We start from the raw sequence: 16,826 nt of genomic DNA on the forward strand, positions 1-16,826 counted from the left end.
ACGCGGCGACGGCGCTGTCGCATCCGCCGATCAGGGCAGCTTGGTGCCCTGGTCGGCGATCGCCACCCAGCCGCGGCCGTTGTGGCTGTAGGTCACGCCGGTGAGGGCGCGCTGGCGATAGCCGATGCGCGGGATCTCGTACACGGTTTCGTACAGGATGTAGGCCGAGCGACAGCCGTCGACGACGCGGTAGCGTTCGGTCCAGCTCCACTTCGCTTCGCGGTTGGCGAAATGACCGGCCAGCGCGGCCATCACCGCGTCCAGGCCGATGCGCACGCCGCCGCTGTCGAACACGGTCACGCTGCGTTCGTCGTGGATGGCGCGGAAGGTCTCGGCGTCGTAGTCGCGGAACGATTCCATGTCGGTGCGCTGGGCGATCTCGAACTGGCGCGCGCAGATGCGCGCCAGGCCTTCGCCGAGGCCGGCGCCCTGGGCGGCGTCGGGCTCGGCGGCGGCAGCGGCCGGAGCGAGGCCGATCAGGCCGGCGGCGAGCGCGGACAGGGCGGTGCGGCGGAGCGGGGTGGGTAGCGTGATCATCGGTGGATCTCCTGGTTGGGCGAGGCGACCTTAGGGCCGCTTTCGCCGCGGTTGGAGGGCCAATTCGGAGGCCTCGGCAAGGGCCAATCGGCGCTGCGCGGCGAGTGCGCAGGGCCTGTTCCGGAGCCTGTTTTCGGCTATGCCGGCGTTGCGCTTCCGCCGCGTCGCGGATGTGCGTGTTTCGGATGCGCGACGCGCAGCCGATTCAGCCGTTCGCCGCCGGCAGGCGACGCGGGCCGATCCGCCGGCGCGTTCGCGTCCCGGCGACGTCGGCGGCTTGCGCGCGGGCGTGGCAGGCCTTGCTGCACCAGAAGCAGCCGCGGCTGTGCGGGTAATGGCGCTGCGCGGTTTCCACCGCAGTGGCGCAGTGCCGGTGCAGGCCGAGTTCCTGGCGCACGAAGGGCACGAAGGGGCAGTCGGCGCGATGCACTTCGTGCACGCCGTCGGGGCTGGGGTTGCGGTTGACGTAATAGCGATGCATGAGCGATTCCGTTCCGGCGCCGGGCGCCTGGACGATAGGAATACGCCATCGGCATCGCAGCGCCTGCGACGCGCAGACGCAGGCCCGCATCGACCGGACGGCGACCGACCTCGCCATCCGGACCGATGCGGGCCGGCTACTCGAACGCTGCTTGTCGCCGAGCGGTTGCAGGCCCCGGGTTCGGGCCTCGCGCTTACGGCTGGGCGATCTGGGTGGTGGTGTCGGCGGCCAGCTGCCAACGGCCGCGGCTGCGCACCCAGTTGGCGACGTCGATGCCGTGCAGGACGATGCCGGCCTCGGGCAATGCGAACTCGATCCGATCGGCGACGATCGCGCTGGAACAGCCGTTGACCTGCTGCGAGAGCAGGGTGCGCTTGAAGGTGTAGTTGCCGGCCATCACCGCGCGATAGAACGCGGTGATCGCCGGCTTGCCCTGGAACAACTGGCCGCGGGTGTTGACCTGGATCGCGTCGTCGGCGAACGAGGCCATGAAGGCGTCCAGATCGCGCTGCTCGAAGGCGCGGCCGGTGGCTTCGGAAACGCGCTCGAGTTCGCGCAGGCAGTGGCGGTGCTGGGCGGTTTCCAACGCGGGCTGGGCGAGGCCGGTCAGCGGCGCCAGGGCCAGCGACAGGCCGAACAGACGCAGTGCGGTACGGGATTTCATCGTTGCTTTCCTCGTGCTGGGCGGGTGGTGCGAGCACGGTATCGGCTGGGTCGCGGCGACGATGTGCGCCGGGCGACCGGGAAACTTGCCGGCGATCTTCGGCTGCGTGTGCGGCCCCGGACCAGTTCCGCAAAGACGTCGGGGACGGCGACGAAACCGGCCGCGGGCAGGCCTCCGGTGCAACCCCATAAGCCGCTCTGTGTCACGGTTGAGATTTGACCGGCCGCATGGAATGATCGCCGGCGCCGCCCATTGCGCGGCCCGCCGAGGGGAAAGGAACGGCGGCACAGGGACGCAACACACCAACAGGGGGACAACATGTTCAAGCGTGTAATCGCGCTGGCCGCTTTCGCGTGCCTGCCGCTGCAGGCCGTGGCCGCGAAGCCGGAAACGCTGCCGATGCCGATCGCCCAGCAACTGCCGGTCGAGTTGGTGCTGAACCAGGAAGAGATGGCGGTGGTGGTGCCGGATACCTCGGCGGCCACGGCGCAGTTCGGCCTGATCGGCGCGCTGATCGGTTCGGCGATCGAGAACGCCGCGGTCAAGGCCGGCGAGAAGCGCGTCGCGGAGATCCGCAACCTGTTGCTGGACTATCGCTTCAATCAGCGCATCGAGGACGAACTGCGCGAGAAGCTGGCCTCCGACGGCATTTCGCCGAACCCGGCGGTGGAAGTGCGCAAGACCGCATGGGACGCCGCCAGCGCGGTCGACAACGCGACCCTGCCGGCCGACGTGCTGGTGCTGGTGCCGACCTATGCGATGGCGAACAATTTCGAATCGATGACGGTCAAGCTGCACGCGACCATGGCCCACCGCGAGCGCAAGCCCAACGGCAAGGTCAAGGTGCGCAACCGCTACGCGCGGACTTACGCCTTCAACTATCCGCTGATCAAGGTGTCCGGCAACAACGCCGACCAGGACGCGCAGCGCTGGGTGGCGATGGGCAGCGCCGGGCTGGCCGGCTTGCTCGACCGCGGCGTGGAGCAGGTCACCGACATGCTGGCCTACGATTTCTCCAGCGAAGGGCGCGCCGAAGGCCTGGCCAAGGTCAAGGCCGAAAAGCTCAGCATCAACGGCACCGCCGTGGCCGGACGCAAGCTGCGTTCGGACAAGGACTGGCTGTGGGTGCGCAGCGGCAACGGCTGGATGCAGGCCATCAACGGCTACCAGCCGCTGAGCGCTGCGCCGATCGCCGCGGCCGAGGCGCCGGCTCCGGCCGCCGCTCCGGCGCTGCCGGCCGCGCCGGCCGACACCGCGCCCGCGCCGCAGGCCGGCGCGCAGGGCCGGCCGTGATGCGGGCGGCGTATCGCTGGATCGCGGTCGCCGCTGCGCTGTCCTGCGCCGCCTGCAATACCAAGGTCAACCAGATCAAGGTCGATCCGCAGCGCCTGCACACGCCGGCGTCGCGGCAGGCGCCGGCGGCGTTGCGCCTGCCGGCGTTGGCCTGCGCCTATCGGCTCAAGGACGTGGTCGATGCGCGTCCGGCCGGCGATCACAGCGGCGGCCTCGGCCGCCATCAGCTGATGATCGGGGACGCGCCGGCGCTGGTGCGCAGCCAGTTGCTCAAGGCCGGGCTGCAGCCGGCCGAAGCAAGCAGCGGAGCCGAGGTCAGCATCGAGATCAAGCAGCTCTACCTGACCCAGAACCAGGTCTCGAAGATTCCGGTCGCGGTGTACCGCGCCCGGATCGGCGACCAGGCGCCGTTCGTGCTGCGCGCGCAGCAGACCAACATGAACTGGAACAGCAGCCAGAACGAGGCGCACGATGCCTTGGCGCGCGCGCTGCAGGACGTCAACGTACGTTTGCTGACCGCCTTGAACGAACGCTGCGCCGGCAAGAAAAGTTGAGCGGCGGCGACGGCGGGCTCCGAAGCGGGGCCCGTCGTTGCGGCGAGGAAGTGCGGTTCGGGTCACGGATCGGGCGTCGGCAGCGGCGCGCGCGCCATCGCGATGGCCGCTGCCGGCGTCCGATCGCGTGTTTGTGCTGGCGAGAGCGCATGCCGCTCGCCCTTCGCCGCAGGACGACCCGATGCCCACCGCGCCCGCTTCGGCCCAGCCGACGCTCGATCCCTCGTTGACGCTCGCCCTGGCCGCCGCCTCGCGCGCGGCCTACCTGGCCTACCAGCAGCAGCCCTACGACTGCCCGGCCGGCTATTCCTATCTCGACGCCTGGACCGGCTGGGATGCGTTCCTGTGCGAAGGCCGCGAAGAAGCCTTCGGCCTGGTGTTCCGCTCCGACAGCGACCCGGGCACGCTGATCCTGGCGTTTCGCGGCACCGACTCGGACATGGACGTGTACGAGGACGTGCATATCCTGACCCGCGACTTCCAGCCCTTCAGCGGATCGCTGTCGCCGCCGCCGCAGGTCGCCTCCGGCTTCTACGGCATCTACGCCGATCGCGGCGAGATGGCCCAGTCGATGCGCGAGCAGTTGTTCGCCCTGCTCAAGAAGTACGCGCCTAGCCACCTGCACGTGACCGGGCACAGCCTTGGCGCGGCGTTGAGCCAGCTGTTCTCGCTCGACCTGGCGTTGAGCCGGCCGATGTCGGCGACCAACCTCAACTTCTCCAGCCCGATGGTCGGCACCGCCAGCTGGCAGGCGATCTACGCCCAGACCATCGCTGACGACGCCAGCATCCGGGTCTACAACTACTGGGACTACGTGCCCTCGGTGCCGCCGGCCGAACTCGGCTATGCCGCGGTCGGCAGCGGTTTCCGCACCGCGTTCTACGTGCTCGGCGAGTGGTTCCCGCACGAGCTCTCGCGCCACTCCCTGGTCAACCTGACCACCGTGCTGGGCAACGCCCTGGCGCGCACGCCGCAGCAATGGGCGGGCAAGTTCGCCGACTTCGTCGAGCCGGACTGGACCATGCTCAGCACCCTGCCGCCGGGCGGCGGCACGGTCGATTGGGCGAGCAAGATCGGCGAGCAGATGCAGTTCGAACGCAGTCTGCGCGAGCCGGGTTGAGCTCAGGCCGGGCGGCGGTCGCCGGACCGGCTGCCGATGAACCGGCGCTCACGCGCCAAGGCTTATAGTGAGCGCCGTTTTCGCCACCGGATCCGCCGCCATGACCGTCTCTTACCGCCTGATCGCCCTATCCCTGCTTTGCCTGGGCGCCGCCGCCTGCGCCAGCCACGAGGCCAAACCCGCCGCCGGCGAAGCCAAGATCGGCATGGCCAACCCGGCGTCCGTCCATTGCACCGAGCAGGGCGGCAAGCTGGAGATCCGCACCGGCAAGGACGGTGGCCAGTACGGCGTGTGCACGCTGCCCGACGGTCGGGTCTGCGAAGAGTGGGCGCTGTTCCGCGACCAGAAGTGCGAGCTGCCGGCGCAGTAAGCCGCAAGACGACGCACTGCGAACGCGCCGGGCGAGGCGAGCCCGCACGGCGCTCGCCGGCGCCGGCCACACGAAGGCCGGATCAGGATTCGTACTGTTTGGCGCAAGCCATGACGTGGTTGTAATCGCTGGACATGCAGCGATAGAAGCCCTGCCGCGAGCCGGTCGCGGCGGCGCAGTCCTGCGCCGTCACCGCGTCCAGGAACGCTTTCAGCTTGACCGCGGTGGCTTCGTACTGGGCGCGCGGCAGATAGCCGTCGCGCGCGTTCTTCTCGCCGACCTCGAGCATGGTCTGCAGGCCCGAACGCGCGTTGTCGACGGCGCGCGCGCAGTCCAGCTCGGCCTCGGAGTCCTGCACCTGCAGTAACTGGCCGGCGACCTGTTCGGCCAGCTCGCGTGCGGGTGCCGGCACCGGGCGCGCGGGCGCGTCGGCGCTGGGCGTGCTGGTGGCGTGGGCGGGCACGATGCCGATAGCCAGGCATGCGCCCATGGCCAACGCGGGCCCGTATCGCAGAAAGCGGCTCTTCTCGCGCATCCGATGCATCCCCTGTGACTACGGTCGGCGGCAAAGCTTTCCGCTGCGGCAACGTGCCACTAATGGCGGCAGTATAGCCGCGCGAAGGACGCGCCCCGGCGTCATGCGCCCCATTGGACGAACGCATGCGGCGGGCTATCGTGCGCGAAGAAGGCCGATGGATCCGGCGCGTCGGGATCAGGAAATGAACGAATCGGATGGTTGCTCTCGAGCTAGCGCCTTGCCTGCGTTGCGCCCGGACGCCGCTCGGCGTTGGATCGTCTTAGGACTGGCGTCGTTGTTGCTCAACCAAGGCTGCACCCGCACGCCCGCGCCGCCGCCCGCGCCGGCCGCGCGGCCGGCCAGCGACGCGGCCGCGGCCTGGATGGCAGCTGCGCGCCGTCACCGCACCGAGCATTACCTGATCGCCACCACCGCCGCGCCGGCGCAGGCGGCGCAGGTCGGCGAGGCGGTGGAGCGCCTGCATCGCGCCTATGGCCGCCATTTCGCCGGCTTGTTCGATGCGGGCCGGCCGCGCGCGCCGTTGAGCCTGGTGCTGTATCGCGACCGCGGCGAGTTCGTCGCCAACAACCGCAGCCATGCCTGGGCCGAGGCCTATTACCGGCCGCCGCACTGTTACGCCTATTTCGCCGGCGAGGGGCCGAACCCGCATCACTGGATGCTGCACGAGGCCACCCACCAGCTCAATCGCGAAGTCGCCGGCTGGACCCGGCTGCCGAAGTGGATCAACGAGGGCGTGGCGAGCTACTTCGGCGCCAGCCGGATCGAGGCCGGGACCTTGCTGCCCGGCAGCGTCGATCCGAACGCGTATCCGATCTGGTGGCTGACCGACACGCCGTTCAGCGGCAGTCTGCAGCGCGATATCGCCGAGCGACGGGTGATCGGGCTGCGCCAGCTGATGACCGACACCGGGCCGGACATCGGCGCGCATCTGAACCTGTACTACATCGAGTACTGGAGCCTCAGCCATTTCCTGTTCCACGGCCAGGACGGACGCTATGCCGACGCCTACCGGTGCCTGATCGCCGGCGGTGGCGGCGACCTGGCCGAGTTCGAGCGCCGGATCGGCCCGCTGGAGCGGATCGAACGCGAGTGGTACAGCTATCTGCAGTGGCTGCAGGCCGAACAGGCGATCGTCGAAAATCCGGCGTTGCTGGCGCCGCCGGCCGCGAACGGTTGAGCGGCGCCGAGCCGACCCATTGCGTAGGCGACCGTTGCGCGCGCAGCGGCTAGGATGCGGGACCGCTTTCGTACGGACCGGCGCATGGCCCACACCCGCATCAACCTCGGCTCGCTCAAGGCCTTCGAGGCCGCCGCGCGCGCGCTCAGCCTGACCCGCGCCGCCGAGGAGCTCAACGTCACCCAGGCGGCGGTCAGCCAGCAGGTGCGGCAACTTGAGTCCCAGCTCGGGGTCGAGTTGTTCCGGCGCCTGCCGCGCGGCCTGGCGCTGACCGACGAAGCGCTGGGACTGCTGCCGGCGATCCAGCAAGCCTTCGACTGCATCGAGGGCGCGCTGGACCGGGTCGGCGGCGGCAGCGCGGGGGAGGTGGTGCATGTCGGCGCGGTCGGCACCTTCGCCTGCGGCTGGCTGCTGCCGCGGCTGGCCGAGTTCGCGCGCCGGCACCCGGGCGTGGACGTGCGCCTGAGCACCCACAACAACCGCGTCGACCCGGCCGGCGAAGGCCTGGACTACGCGATCCGCTACGGCCGCGGCACCTGGCCCGGCATGGAAAGCCGGTTCCTCATGGCGGCGCCGGTGGCGCCGCTGTGCACGCCGGCGATTGCCGCGCAGTTGCGCGCGCCGTCGGATCTGGCGCGTTGCGCCTTGCTGCGCTCGTACTTCGTCGACGACTGGCGGCTGTGGTTCGAGGCCGCGCAGTTGGCGCCGCCTGGGCCGATCAACGGGCCGATGTTCGACTCCTCGCTGACCATGGTGCAGTGCGCGCTGCAAGGACACGGCGTGGCCCTGGCGCCGCCGGCGATGTTCGCGCCCGAACTGGCCGAGGGGCGGCTGGTGCAGCCGTTCGCGATCGAACTCGACGCCGGCGGTTACTGGCTGACCCGGCTGGCGCTGAAGCCGGCCGGTGCCGGCGCGCGCGCGTTCGCCGATTGGCTGGAGCGCGAATGCGGCGCGGATGCGGTGCCGATGCAGAACGACAGCAGCGGTTGAAACTCGCACCGGTGAGCGCGCGCGTAGCTTCGGATGAATCGCCGGCTCAGGCCTTCGTCCTGCGCTTGACCGGCTTCGGCGTGTCCTGCGCTGCCCCAGTCGCCAGCACCTGGCCGATCAACCACAGCATCGCCGCCCGCGCCTGCGCCGGATCGGCGCCGGCGTCGATCTCGAGCGCGGCGCGGTCGAAGGCGGCCGAGAGCAGGGCGGCGAGGGCGTCGATCGGCACCTGGGCAGGGTCTAGCGCGGCGGCCAGGCCGTCGCGCAGGCTGCGCGCGGCGTGGCGGCGGTCGATCGCATCGGTTTCGGCGTGGCCCAGCGCGGCCGGACCTTCGATCAGCAGCAGCCGGGTGCGGCCGGGCAGGCTCATCGCGCGCAGATAGGCCTCGGCGCCGGCGATCAGGGCCTGCTCCGGCGGCAGCCCGGAAGGAGCGGCGGTTTCGATGTCCGCGGCCACCGCCTGCGCTTCGCGCTGCAGCACGTGGCGGAACAGGTCGCGCTTATCGACGAAGTGGTGGTACAGCGCGCCGCGGGTGGTGCCGGTGGCCGCGCAGATGTCCGGGGTGGAGGTTTCGCCGTAGCCGCGTTCGACGAACAGCGCCCGGGCGGCGTCCATCAGGGCCTGGCGGGTGGCTTCGGTGCGCTCGCGGTTGCTGCGCGGGGCGCGGGCGGATTTTTCTTGCATACATACAGCCTGTATGTCATCGTGGATCTACATACAGACTGTATGTCATTCCCCTGAGGACGGACAAGCATGAAAGTGACCAGCTATTACCCCGTGATCATGACCGACGACGTCGCCGGCACCGCCGCCTTCTACCAGACGCATTTCGGCTTCGTCGCCCTGTTCGAGGCCGATTGGTACGTGCATCTGCAATCGGCGCAGGACGCTTCGATCAATCTGGCCGTGCTCGACGGCCGTCACCACACCATTCCCGAATCGGGCCGCGGCCGGGTCGGCGGCCTGCTGTTGAATTTCGAGGTCGAGGACGTCGACGCGGTGCACCAGCGCCTGAGCGAGGCCGGCCTGCCGGTGCTGCTGAGCCTGCGCGACGAAGCCTTCGGCCAACGCCACTTCATCACCGCCGACCCGAACGGCGTGCTGATCGACATCATCAAGCCGATTCCGCCGAGCGGCGAGTTCGTCGAGCAGTACGAAGCGAGCGCATTGCCGACGGGGTGAGGCGGTCCGGTGATGGCGGCGAGCCGCGCGCCGTAGCAGAGGAACACGCTGCTGCGGTTCGCATCGAAGGCGCCTGGTGCGCGGGACTAACGCCGGCGGTCGAGGCTTCGGGCGGCAGCGCTTACGCAGGCCGCTGCGGTTGAGCGAGAATGCGGCGTCCGCTACGGCTGGCGGCCCGTCGCGGCGGTCGGCAACGAGCAAGGATGTCCGTGCCCATTGCCCAGGTATGAATCCATGAAGCTTGCTTTCTCCCTCGCCGCCGCGTTGGCGCTGTCGTGCCAGGCCGCCTTCGCTGCGCCCGCGCCCATTCCGCCGCAATGGGCCGACTACGTGGCCAAGGTGCGCGCTGCCGACGCGATCGCGGACGACGAAGCCCGTTGCAAGGCCTACCCGGACCTGCCCGGAAACCAGTGGCGTCCGGGCGCCGCGCAGGCGCGCTGCGGTCTGTTGCGCAAGCCGGCCTTGTCCTTGACCCAGGTCGAGGCCTTGCTCGGCCGCAAGGACGGCGTCGCCGAACTCGACCGGCGCTATGCGCGGCTGCTCGATGAGCACTACCGCGAGCCCGGCCAGCGCGAGCAGATTTTCCGCTCGCTGGATGCGTTCGACGAGAGCGAGCAAGCCGGCCGGATCGCCCGGCGCTGGCTGGACCTGGCCCCGGACAGCGCGTATGCCCACGCTGCCTGGGCCAACCATCACCAGCAACTCGGCTGGAATGCGCGCGGCGGCGGCACCGCCAGCGAAACCGGCCCGGAGCGCTTCGGGCGCATGCAGGCCGCGTTCGATGTGGCGATTCCCGAGTTCCGGCGCGCGTTGGAGCTGGAGCCGCGGCTCAGCGTCGCCTGCTACGAGCTGGCCGCGATCGGCCGGCAGATCTCGCGCGAACTGCACGACGAGGCCAGCGATCGCTGCCTGAGCATCGACCCGTACTCTTACTACGTGGTCTACGAACGGATCCAGGCCGCGCAGCCGAACTGGGGCGGATCGATCGAGGAAATGCGCGAGGCGGTGGCCTACGCCGAACGCCATGTGACGCAGAATCCGCTGCTGGGCGCCGTGCTCGGCGAGGCCGAGGGCTTCCCGTTGTCGCGGGCCGGAAGCGGACCGAACCGGGCCGAACCGCTGGCGGCGGTGGTGCGCATGGCGCCCAGCGGCACCCTGGCGGCCGATGCCGGCCGCGCTTACGGCGATGCGCAGGATTACTGGACGGCGTTCGCCTACAGCTCGCAGGCCACGCGGTTCTGGCCCAGCCGCGGCAAGTACCGGGCCGAGCGCGGCTGGTGGCTGCGCGAACTGGGCGATTACGAGTGGGCGGCGCGCGATTATGCGATCGCGGTGGCGCAAGACCCCGACAACGAATTCCACGCCAATGCGATGGCCGATCTGATCTATCGCACTCGCGGCGCGCAGGCGGCGCGTCCGTACTACGCGAAATTGATCGACGGCGAAATGCGTTTCGGTTCGCTGCCGCGTTACTGCGAGAGCTTCGTGGTCGAGCAGCCGATGCCGGTCGAGGCCATGCGCTGCGTAGACCAGTTGCTGAGCGAGCGACCGGATGCGATCGAGGGCATGGGGCTGCGGGCCAAGGCCTTGTTCCGGGCCAATGATCCGGCGGCGACGGAGGCGATCGACCGATATCTGGCCGAGGCGCCGCGGATCCGGGCGCGCGAGTGGAACCATCTGACCGACGAGATCGAGGGCTACAAGCGCGAAATCGACACCAAGCGCGGGGCGAAATGACCTCAGCTGCGCTCCTGCAGGGCTACACGATCAGGCCGGAGCGCTCGGCCGCGGCCGGGTCGGCGAAGATCGCCATCGCGGTGCGCATCGGGCGGAAGCCGAGCTTGCGGTAGAAGCCTTCCTTGCCGGGCTGGGCGTAGAGCAGGATCTTGCGGTGGCCCTGGGCGCGCGCGACCAGGCGTTCGACGATCTGCTGGCCCAGGCCGCGGCCCTGGTAGTCCGGATGCACCACGATGTCGGCCAGATAGGCGCAGTCGCGGCCGTCGGCCAGGGCGCGTCCGGCGCCGATCAGACGGCCCTCGTCGCGCAGCAGCGCCGCGTGCAGGCTGGCGCCGTAGACCGCGCGCAGGTGCTCGGCGGATTTGATCCCCAGGGGGGCGATCCGGTACAGCTCGGACAGTTCCTCCCAGTCCAGGCCGTCGGTGTCGTGGCTCCATCGCATGCTCGCGCTCCGCAGAATCGATGGCCACAGCCTAGGCCGGCGGCGAGGTGCTGTGGGAGCCAGTTGGCGCGGCTTTGCGGGTGCCAGCCGGGCGGCTTCACAGGCCGGCCCCGGCTGCGTTGTGGCGGGTGCGGCGGCGCGATTCCCGTGCCGTGGCGCCAATGCGAGGACACCGCGATGAGCGACACCTTCGAACAAACCTGCGATTACTGCGGAGCCAAGTTCCGGGTCGAAGTACCGCGCCTGGAGGGCCACGAAGAGCAGGAGGAGTACAACTGTCCCAGCTGCAACAAGCAATTCAAGACACGGGCCGCCTACACTCCGACGGTCACCCTGATCAGCGCCCGGACCGACGGCCGGAACGACCAGTACAACAACGGTTGAACCGGCTGGCGCGCCGGCCGGTCGTGGCCGGCGCGGCCGGCGCGCCTACTTCAGCAGCGGCGGATATTTCTCGCCGTACTCCAGCGCGGTGTCCAGGCGCGTGGTGAGCTTGATCGGGCAGTTGTAGTAGTCCGAATGCGCGCACAGGAAGGCGTAGAGCGTGTTCAAGTTGAAACGCATCGCCGCCGGCGGCTGGCCCTTGGCGAAGTGGGCTTCGAGCACGCGGCCGCCGCCGTAGCTGGTCTTGTTCGAGGTCCGGTCGGTCACGAACAACAGCACCGCTTCGATCTTGTTCCAGTCCTTTTCCTTGTTGTAGGCGCGCAGGCGGTAAGTCTTGCCGCGCAGCGGCAGTTCGACGTCGCCGACCCAGTACATCAGCCCGGTATGGTTGCGCGAGTCGAGGTGGCTGACGCCGACCGGCACCGGCTTGCGCTGGAACTTGCCCTCGACCACGCCGCTGGCGTCGTAGGGGAAGAAGCTGAGTTCGCGGAAGCGCCGTTGCGACAGGGTCGGGTTGTACAGCCAGGCCTTGATCGAGTCCTCGTAGGCGGTGGCGCGCACGATCAGGCCGTCGGCCAGCGCGTGTTGCTGCTCCGGCGCGCGCAGCAGGTCGATGCGCTCGCGTCCGGGGACGCGCAGCCAGGCGCGGCCGTCGCGGTATTCGAGCCGGGTCGCGGCGTCGGATTTGCCGCCGTCCTCGGCCCAGCGCGCGTCGGCGGGCTTGGCCCCGGGGCGCAGGCGCGCGCTCTTGCCCGGCGCGATCACGGTCGCGTCCTGGATCGCGTACATGCCGGTCGGGCCGCCGGCGTGCTGGTTCATCGCCGCGCGGAAGGCGTCGTACTCCTGGCGCGGGTCGGCGAAGGCGCTGGCGCCGAGCAGCAGGGCGAGCAGGGGATACAGCCACAAACGCATGGTTCGGTCCTCGATGGGGGCGATCGCGACGGCGCGCCGGCGCGACGGCCAGGTGGGGCAGTGGGGCGGCCGCGGCGAGGCGACCGCGTCGCAGGCGCGCCGGCTCAGCCGGCCGCGCGGCGCAGCTCGGCCAGGTCGATCTTCTTCATCTTCAGCATGGCCTGGGTGGCGCGCTGGGCGCGGCCGGGGTCGGGATCGCTCACCAGCCGGATCAGTTCCTCCGGCACCACCTGCCAGGACACGCCATAGCGGTCCTTGAGCCAGCCGCATTGCTGCGCGCGCGGGTCGCCGCCGGCGCTGAGCCGATCCCAGTAATGGTCGACTTCCTCCTGCGAGCGGCAATTGACCACCAGCGAGACCGCTTCGTTGAACTTGAAATGCGGGCCGCCGTTGAGCGCAGTGAAGTCCTGGCCGTCGAGCTGGAAGGCGATGGTCATGATCGCGCCCTCCGGCTGTCCGGAGACCTCGGCGCTGGCGCGGTCGTAGCGGGTTTCCTGGACGATGCGCGAGCGCTCGAAGGTGTCGAGGTAGTAGTGCACCGCCTGTTCGGCCTGCTGGTCGAACCACAGGAACGGGGTGATGCGCTGGAAGCGTTCGGTCATGGCGATTCTCCGTGCGGTCGGGCGCGGCCGTGCCACGCTAGCGCATCGGCGCGGCCGCGGATTGTCCGGTTGTCGTCGATTCGACGAACGGGCCGGTCGCGGATCGACAAATCGTCGCGTCGCCTCCGGGGACCGCCTCGTGGAGTGAGCGCCCGCGCACGTTTCGCGACATTGGCCGGCGGTCGTTTGTCCTCCGGATTCGGCCCCGGGGCGTTAGCTCAGGGGGAATCCCGCCTGCCGACGAGCCCGCCATGCCCCTGCCGCTGTCTCCCGCCGAACTGGCCTGGTACGTCACCGGCCGCTTCTACCGCCGCCAGGACGGCGCGTTGGCCGACTACGGCTATTTCCTTCACCTGTCCGGGATCGATGCGCCGCTGTTCGCCGGCGCGGTCGGCGAGGGCAACGCCTATTTCACCTTCGCCGCGCAGCCGTTCCAGGCCGGCGGCGCGGCCAACGGCGCGCTGCAGCTCGGGCTGGACCCGGTCGGCGAGTTTTCGGTCTATCTGCAGCGCGAGCCGGCCGGCGATTTCGACGATCCGGCGTCGTTCGCGCGCGGCGAGCGCATCGCCGTGTTCCGCCGTACCGGGCTGGTGGTCGGCACCACGGTCGACGCCAGCCTCGGCGGCGCGCCGGGCGCGGTGTTCGCCGACAACGTGTTCAGCGCGCTGCTGGTCGAAAGCCGGCCGTTCCGCTTCGGCGAGCGCGATTACGACCTGGCCGAGATCCTCGGCCGCGGCGTGACCCAGTTCGGCACCGCCGCCAGCGTGCCGGTGCCGGTGCCGATCACGCCGGCGCCGCCGCATTACGACCTGATCCTGCCGTTCACCGGTTCGGCGATCGCGCTGGCGCGGGGCTGAGGGAGTCACGCCGATGCCGCAACTTTCAATTGCTCTTGTATGCGATTCGCGACCGCGTTCACCATGAGCCCGGTCCGGTCGCGCGCCGCGGTAGCTCACGGCGCCTGCGCGGGCGCGTCTTGCCCTGCAAGGCGCTACGACGCAATGCGGAGGTAGGCGATGGTGCGGCATCCAATCCAGGTCGGCGACACCACCAGCGGCGGCGGCGCGGTCGTCTCCGGCGCGCCGGCGCAAACCCCGGGCGGGCCGAGCTGGGCCCGGGTCGGCGACGCCGTGCATTGCGGCGTGCACGGCGCGACCACCATCGCCACCGGCGATCCGGATCGGCGCATCGACGGCCGCGCGGCCGCGCGCCACGGCGATTTCTGCGCCTGCGGCTGCATCCTGATCTCGCAGCGGCAGATCCGTTCGATCATCGAGCACGGCCGCGGCTTCGTCGTCGAATACGAGACCGGCGCCGCGGATTGAACCGAGTCCGGCTAGACTGCGCGCCTTCGCGGACTCGCAGGCGGCGCACTCGGGCATGGACCTGGCTCTATTCGATTTCGACGGCACCATCACCTTCGACGAAACCTTCCCGGGCTTCGTCCGCGCCAGCGTCGACCGGCGCACCCTGGCCTGGGGGCAGGTGCTGCTGGCGCCGTACGGAATCGGCTACAAGCTCGGCCTGCTGTCCGGGGCGACGGTGCGCCGGCGCATCGTCGCCTTCGGCTACCGCGGCCGCAACGAACAGGAAGTGCGCGAGGCCGGCGCACGCTACCTGCGCGAGGTGGTGGCCAAGCGGCTGCGGCCCGAGGCCCTGCAGCGGATCGACTGGCACCGCGAGCGCGGCGACCGGGTGGTGGTGGTGACCGCGAACCTGGACCTGTTCGTCGCCGCGTGGTGCGAGGAGCAGGGGCTGGAATTGATCAGCTCGCGGCTGGAGTCGGCGCAGGGCCGGTTGACCGGGCGCTACCTCGGCGCCGACTGTTGCGGCGAGGAGAAGCCGCGGCGGGTGCGCGAGCGCATCGACCTGGCCGCTTACGGTACCGTGTACGCCTACGGCGACACGGTCGAAGACCTGGCCTTGCTGGAACTGGCTCAGCGCAAGTACTACCGCTGGCAGGAAGTCGCCTGAGCCGGGCGATGCCGCGATGCACGATCGCGCATGACCGCGGTCGCGGTTCGCGATATTCGCCGGCACCGCCACGCCCGCCGGGGCTTCGCCCGCAGCGGACGCGTTGGCGACGATTTGCGCCCGCCGTTCGGATCGCTCGCCGCGATCCATGATCGGCTGCGCACTCGCGGCTTGATCGCAGGCACGCCGGTTCACCGATGTCGTCGCGCGCATAGCCGGCGGCTATGGCAGCCATCGAATCAAACGATTTCATCCCGCCCGGCGCGCGCACTAGCGTCGATCGGGGCGCCTGCGCGCCCGCAACCGCGTCTTCCACCCAGCAGGCCAGCAAGGGAGAACGACATGAGGCAGCGCAAGTCCCCACGGCTGCGGCCGTTATGGTGGTTGTGCGCGGGCGCGATCGGCGCGTCCGGCATCGCCTGGGCGGCCGACCCGCCGAGCAGCTACATGCCGGTGGTGATCAAGGAAACCTTCGCCGCGATCAAGGCGCGCATGGAGCGCGACAAGCCCGCGGTGGAGCAGCGCCAGCGCAGCCTGCTCGAGCAGCGCTACGACCTGCGCAACCAGCCCGTGCGCGGCCTGACCATGTCCGGCGGCAAGCCGGTGCAGGGCGGAGTGCGGGTGCGCCTGGCGGACGGCGCCAGTTGGGAGCAGTTGGGATCGATGACGCCGGAACAGATCCGCGAACGCGGCCTGTTTCCCGCCGGCTTCCTGCCGTTGCCGCATCCCAATCACCCCGAAGGCGGCATGCTGTTCCCCAAGTTCCACATCGACGCGCTCAAGCGCGCCGAGCAGCGCGACCTGACGCGCTTCGATCTGGATTTCGATCTGCCGGACCACTTCCTGCCGGACTTTCCCGCGCCGATCTTCCTGACCACCCGGCCGGACCTGGGCGACGTGTCCAAGGGCCAACTGGTCACGATCAACAACTACTTCGAACTGTTCAACGGGGTGCTCAATCCCAAGCAACTGGAAGGCCTGCGCCTGCTGGTGACGCCGTTCGCGCAGCAGCAGTTCAACCAGACCGAGGACCGGCGCTCGGCCTTGCCCAGCCGCGGCGTGGCCTGCCTGGACTGCCACAGCAACGGCCATACGGTCGCGGCCACCCACCTGGTCGGCGACATCCGGCCGCAGCCGTTCCGCCATCGCATCGACACCCCGACGTTGCGCGGGGTCAACATCCAGCGCCTGTTCGGTTCCCAGCGCGCGCTCAAGTCGGTCGAGGACTTCACCGAGTTCGAGCAGCGCGCGGCCTATTTCGACGGCGACCCGGTGATCGCGACCAAGAAGGGCATCAATATCCTCGACCGCGGCCACCAGGTGCATGCGATGGGCGAGTTCCAGGCGCTGTTGGATTTCCCGCCGGCGCCGAAACTCGATCTGCTGGGGCGGCTGAAGCCGGATGCGGGCGAAGCCGAGAAACGCGGCGAGGCCTTGTTCTTCGGCAAGGCGCAGTGTTCGGCCTGCCATGCGCCGCCGTATTACACCGACAACAGCATGCACAACCTGCAGGTCGAGCGCTTCTTCAAGCCGCACACCGTCAACGGCCGATTCGCCAGCGCCGACGGCCCGATCAAGACCTTTCCGCTGCGCGGAATCAAGGACTCGCCGCCGTACCTGCACGACGGCCGCCTGCTGACCCTGGAAGACACGGTGGAGTTCTTCAACGTGGTCCTGCAGACCCGGCTGGAGCCGCAGGAGAAGCAGGACCTGGTCGCGTTCCTGCGCGCGCTGTAGGCGCGTGGCGAGCGTCGACAGCCGGGCCGGAGGCGGTCGATAGGGGGTCGCCGGCACCGGCTGCGACGCTCTGACCCTGAAAACGCCGAAGCGCGGCGGATGTGAATCCGCCGCGCTCCGGCGCCGGTCGC

General features: G+C 69.8%; 21 protein-coding genes. 13 read left to right on the plus strand and 8 right to left on the minus strand.

Annotated elements, in window-relative coordinates:
• Positions 1 to 30: 30 nt before the first annotated feature.
• The 3 genes from K4L06_RS15730 to K4L06_RS15740 all read right to left on the minus strand — a co-directional run bounded on the left by K4L06_RS15730 (position 31) and on the right by K4L06_RS15740 (position 1,682).
• Positions 31 to 537 (minus strand): hypothetical protein, encoded by a 507-nt coding sequence (locus tag K4L06_RS15730; protein ID WP_221672294.1) that lies wholly within the window; start codon positions 535 to 537, stop codon positions 31 to 33.
• A gap of 205 nt (positions 538 to 742) precedes the next feature.
• Positions 743 to 1,018 carry a hypothetical protein gene (locus K4L06_RS15735; protein WP_221672295.1) on the minus strand — a complete coding sequence of 92 codons (276 nt, stop codon included), beginning with the start codon at positions 1,016 to 1,018 and terminating at the stop codon, positions 743 to 745.
• A gap of 193 nt (positions 1,019 to 1,211) precedes the next feature.
• Positions 1,212 to 1,682 (minus strand): SgcJ/EcaC family oxidoreductase, encoded by a 471-nt coding sequence (locus tag K4L06_RS15740; protein ID WP_221672296.1) that lies wholly within the window; start codon positions 1,680 to 1,682, stop codon positions 1,212 to 1,214.
• Between the two features lie 318 nt (positions 1,683 to 2,000).
• Here K4L06_RS15740 and K4L06_RS15745 point away from each other — a divergent pair, with 318 nt between their 5' ends.
• The 4 genes from K4L06_RS15745 (at position 2,001) to K4L06_RS15760 (ending at position 5,019) form a co-directional block, all read left to right on the plus strand.
• The gene (locus tag K4L06_RS15745; RefSeq protein ID WP_221672297.1) at positions 2,001 to 2,975 is read left to right on the plus strand and encodes a hypothetical protein; all 975 of its coding nucleotides are present in this window, start codon (positions 2,001 to 2,003) and stop codon (positions 2,973 to 2,975) included.
• Positions 2,972 to 3,529: a hypothetical protein gene (locus tag K4L06_RS15750; protein ID WP_221672298.1), complete on the plus strand. Its 558-nt coding sequence runs from the start codon at positions 2,972 to 2,974 to the stop codon at positions 3,527 to 3,529. The genes K4L06_RS15745 and K4L06_RS15750 overlap by 4 nt, the downstream gene beginning before the upstream one ends.
• 181 nt (positions 3,530 to 3,710) lie before the next feature.
• A complete protein-coding gene (locus K4L06_RS15755; RefSeq protein WP_221672299.1) occupies positions 3,711 to 4,649 on the plus strand; it encodes a lipase family protein in 939 nt (312 codons plus the stop codon).
• 100 nt (positions 4,650 to 4,749) lie between these two features.
• Positions 4,750 to 5,019: a DUF333 domain-containing protein gene (locus K4L06_RS15760; protein ID WP_221672300.1), complete on the plus strand. Its 270-nt coding sequence runs from the start codon at positions 4,750 to 4,752 to the stop codon at positions 5,017 to 5,019.
• 82 nt (positions 5,020 to 5,101) lie between these two features.
• On the opposite strand, the gene K4L06_RS15765 is transcribed toward K4L06_RS15760, so the two are convergent.
• The gene (locus K4L06_RS15765) at positions 5,102 to 5,509 is read right to left on the minus strand and encodes a hypothetical protein (RefSeq protein ID WP_221672301.1); all 408 of its coding nucleotides are present in this window, start codon (positions 5,507 to 5,509) and stop codon (positions 5,102 to 5,104) included.
• A 322-nt stretch (positions 5,510 to 5,831) separates the two neighbouring features.
• Here K4L06_RS15765 and K4L06_RS15770 point away from each other — a divergent pair, with 322 nt between their 5' ends.
• Together K4L06_RS15770 and K4L06_RS15775 are read left to right on the plus strand one after the other, a co-directional pair.
• Positions 5,832 to 6,734, plus strand: coding sequence for a DUF1570 domain-containing protein (locus K4L06_RS15770; protein ID WP_221672302.1), 903 nt, complete (start codon positions 5,832 to 5,834; stop codon positions 6,732 to 6,734).
• Between the two features lie 84 nt (positions 6,735 to 6,818).
• Positions 6,819 to 7,724, plus strand: a complete 906-nt coding sequence (locus tag K4L06_RS15775) for a LysR family transcriptional regulator (RefSeq protein WP_221672303.1) — start codon at positions 6,819 to 6,821, stop codon at positions 7,722 to 7,724.
• Between the two features lie 46 nt (positions 7,725 to 7,770).
• Here K4L06_RS15775 and K4L06_RS15780 read toward each other — a convergent pair whose 3' ends face one another.
• A complete protein-coding gene (locus tag K4L06_RS15780) occupies positions 7,771 to 8,409 on the minus strand; it encodes a TetR family transcriptional regulator (RefSeq protein WP_221672304.1) in 639 nt (212 codons plus the stop codon).
• Between the two features lie 69 nt (positions 8,410 to 8,478).
• On the opposite strand from K4L06_RS15780, the gene K4L06_RS15785 reads away from it, so the two are divergent.
• On the plus strand, positions 8,479 to 8,907 hold the full coding sequence (locus K4L06_RS15785) for a VOC family protein (RefSeq protein WP_221672305.1): 429 nt from the start codon (positions 8,479 to 8,481) through the stop codon (positions 8,905 to 8,907).
• Between the two features lie 234 nt (positions 8,908 to 9,141).
• Entirely contained in the window at positions 9,142 to 10,644 is a 1,503-nt protein-coding gene (locus tag K4L06_RS15790; protein ID WP_221672306.1) for a DUF4034 domain-containing protein, read from the plus strand.
• Positions 10,645 to 10,666: 22 nt separating this feature from the next.
• Here the strand turns inward: K4L06_RS15790 and K4L06_RS15795 are convergent, their stop codons facing one another.
• Positions 10,667 to 11,086, minus strand: a complete 420-nt coding sequence (locus K4L06_RS15795; protein ID WP_221672307.1) for a GNAT family N-acetyltransferase — start codon at positions 11,084 to 11,086, stop codon at positions 10,667 to 10,669.
• 147 nt (positions 11,087 to 11,233) lie between these two features.
• Here K4L06_RS15795 and K4L06_RS15800 point away from each other — a divergent pair, with 147 nt between their 5' ends.
• Positions 11,234 to 11,470: a hypothetical protein gene (locus K4L06_RS15800; protein ID WP_221672308.1), complete on the plus strand. Its 237-nt coding sequence runs from the start codon at positions 11,234 to 11,236 to the stop codon at positions 11,468 to 11,470.
• A 45-nt stretch (positions 11,471 to 11,515) separates the two neighbouring features.
• On the opposite strand, the gene K4L06_RS15805 is transcribed toward K4L06_RS15800, so the two are convergent.
• Both K4L06_RS15805 and K4L06_RS15810 read right to left on the minus strand, forming a co-directional pair.
• On the minus strand, positions 11,516 to 12,382 hold the full coding sequence (locus K4L06_RS15805; protein ID WP_221672309.1) for a DUF1684 domain-containing protein: 867 nt from the start codon (positions 12,380 to 12,382) through the stop codon (positions 11,516 to 11,518).
• Positions 12,383 to 12,486: 104 nt separating this feature from the next.
• Complete coding sequence (locus tag K4L06_RS15810) at positions 12,487 to 12,984, minus strand: VOC family protein (RefSeq protein ID WP_221672310.1); 498 nt, start codon at positions 12,982 to 12,984, stop codon at positions 12,487 to 12,489.
• A 251-nt stretch (positions 12,985 to 13,235) separates the two neighbouring features.
• Between K4L06_RS15810 and K4L06_RS15815 the strand changes: the two genes are divergently transcribed.
• The 4 genes from K4L06_RS15815 (at position 13,236) to K4L06_RS15830 (ending at position 16,695) form a co-directional block, all read left to right on the plus strand.
• Positions 13,236 to 13,841, plus strand: coding sequence for a hypothetical protein (locus K4L06_RS15815; protein WP_221672311.1), 606 nt, complete (start codon positions 13,236 to 13,238; stop codon positions 13,839 to 13,841).
• A 159-nt stretch (positions 13,842 to 14,000) separates the two neighbouring features.
• Entirely contained in the window at positions 14,001 to 14,309 is a 309-nt protein-coding gene (locus tag K4L06_RS15820; protein WP_221672312.1) for a PAAR domain-containing protein, read from the plus strand.
• Positions 14,310 to 14,364: 55 nt separating this feature from the next.
• Entirely contained in the window at positions 14,365 to 14,958 is a 594-nt protein-coding gene (locus K4L06_RS15825; protein ID WP_221672313.1) for an HAD family hydrolase, read from the plus strand.
• A gap of 342 nt (positions 14,959 to 15,300) precedes the next feature.
• The gene (locus K4L06_RS15830) at positions 15,301 to 16,695 is read left to right on the plus strand and encodes a hypothetical protein (RefSeq protein WP_221672314.1); all 1,395 of its coding nucleotides are present in this window, start codon (positions 15,301 to 15,303) and stop codon (positions 16,693 to 16,695) included.
• The last annotated feature ends 131 nt before the right edge of the window (positions 16,696 to 16,826 follow it).

It is taken from the genome of Lysobacter sp. BMK333-48F3 (assembly GCF_019733395.1).
In the GTDB taxonomy this organism is placed as follows: domain Bacteria; phylum Pseudomonadota; class Gammaproteobacteria; order Xanthomonadales; family Xanthomonadaceae; genus Lysobacter.

Excerpts from the sequence above, each read along its gene's own strand:
- K4L06_RS15730 (WP_221672294.1), bottom strand. The coding sequence starts at position 537 with ATGATCACGCTACCCACCCCGCTCCGCCGCACCGCCCTGTCCGCGCTC.
- K4L06_RS15735 (WP_221672295.1), bottom strand. The coding sequence starts at position 1,018 with ATGCATCGCTATTACGTCAACCGCAACCCCAGCCCCGACGGCGTGCAC.
- K4L06_RS15740 (WP_221672296.1), bottom strand. The coding sequence starts at position 1,682 with ATGAAATCCCGTACCGCACTGCGTCTGTTCGGCCTGTCGCTGGCCCTG.
- K4L06_RS15745 (WP_221672297.1), top strand. The coding sequence starts at position 2,001 with ATGTTCAAGCGTGTAATCGCGCTGGCCGCTTTCGCGTGCCTGCCGCTG.
- K4L06_RS15755 (WP_221672299.1), top strand. The coding sequence starts at position 3,711 with ATGCCCACCGCGCCCGCTTCGGCCCAGCCGACGCTCGATCCCTCGTTG.
- K4L06_RS15760 (WP_221672300.1), top strand. The coding sequence starts at position 4,750 with ATGACCGTCTCTTACCGCCTGATCGCCCTATCCCTGCTTTGCCTGGGC.
- K4L06_RS15765 (WP_221672301.1), bottom strand. The coding sequence starts at position 5,509 with ATGGGCGCATGCCTGGCTATCGGCATCGTGCCCGCCCACGCCACCAGC.
- K4L06_RS15775 (WP_221672303.1), top strand. The coding sequence starts at position 6,819 with ATGGCCCACACCCGCATCAACCTCGGCTCGCTCAAGGCCTTCGAGGCC.
- K4L06_RS15780 (WP_221672304.1), bottom strand. The coding sequence starts at position 8,409 with ATGCAAGAAAAATCCGCCCGCGCCCCGCGCAGCAACCGCGAGCGCACC.
- K4L06_RS15785 (WP_221672305.1), top strand. The coding sequence starts at position 8,479 with ATGAAAGTGACCAGCTATTACCCCGTGATCATGACCGACGACGTCGCC.
- K4L06_RS15790 (WP_221672306.1), top strand. The coding sequence starts at position 9,142 with ATGAAGCTTGCTTTCTCCCTCGCCGCCGCGTTGGCGCTGTCGTGCCAG.
- K4L06_RS15795 (WP_221672307.1), bottom strand. The coding sequence starts at position 11,086 with ATGCGATGGAGCCACGACACCGACGGCCTGGACTGGGAGGAACTGTCC.
- K4L06_RS15805 (WP_221672309.1), bottom strand. The coding sequence starts at position 12,382 with ATGCGTTTGTGGCTGTATCCCCTGCTCGCCCTGCTGCTCGGCGCCAGC.
- K4L06_RS15810 (WP_221672310.1), bottom strand. The coding sequence starts at position 12,984 with ATGACCGAACGCTTCCAGCGCATCACCCCGTTCCTGTGGTTCGACCAG.
- K4L06_RS15815 (WP_221672311.1), top strand. The coding sequence starts at position 13,236 with ATGCCCCTGCCGCTGTCTCCCGCCGAACTGGCCTGGTACGTCACCGGC.
- K4L06_RS15820 (WP_221672312.1), top strand. The coding sequence starts at position 14,001 with ATGGTGCGGCATCCAATCCAGGTCGGCGACACCACCAGCGGCGGCGGC.
- K4L06_RS15825 (WP_221672313.1), top strand. The coding sequence starts at position 14,365 with ATGGACCTGGCTCTATTCGATTTCGACGGCACCATCACCTTCGACGAA.
- K4L06_RS15830 (WP_221672314.1), top strand. The coding sequence starts at position 15,301 with ATGAGGCAGCGCAAGTCCCCACGGCTGCGGCCGTTATGGTGGTTGTGC.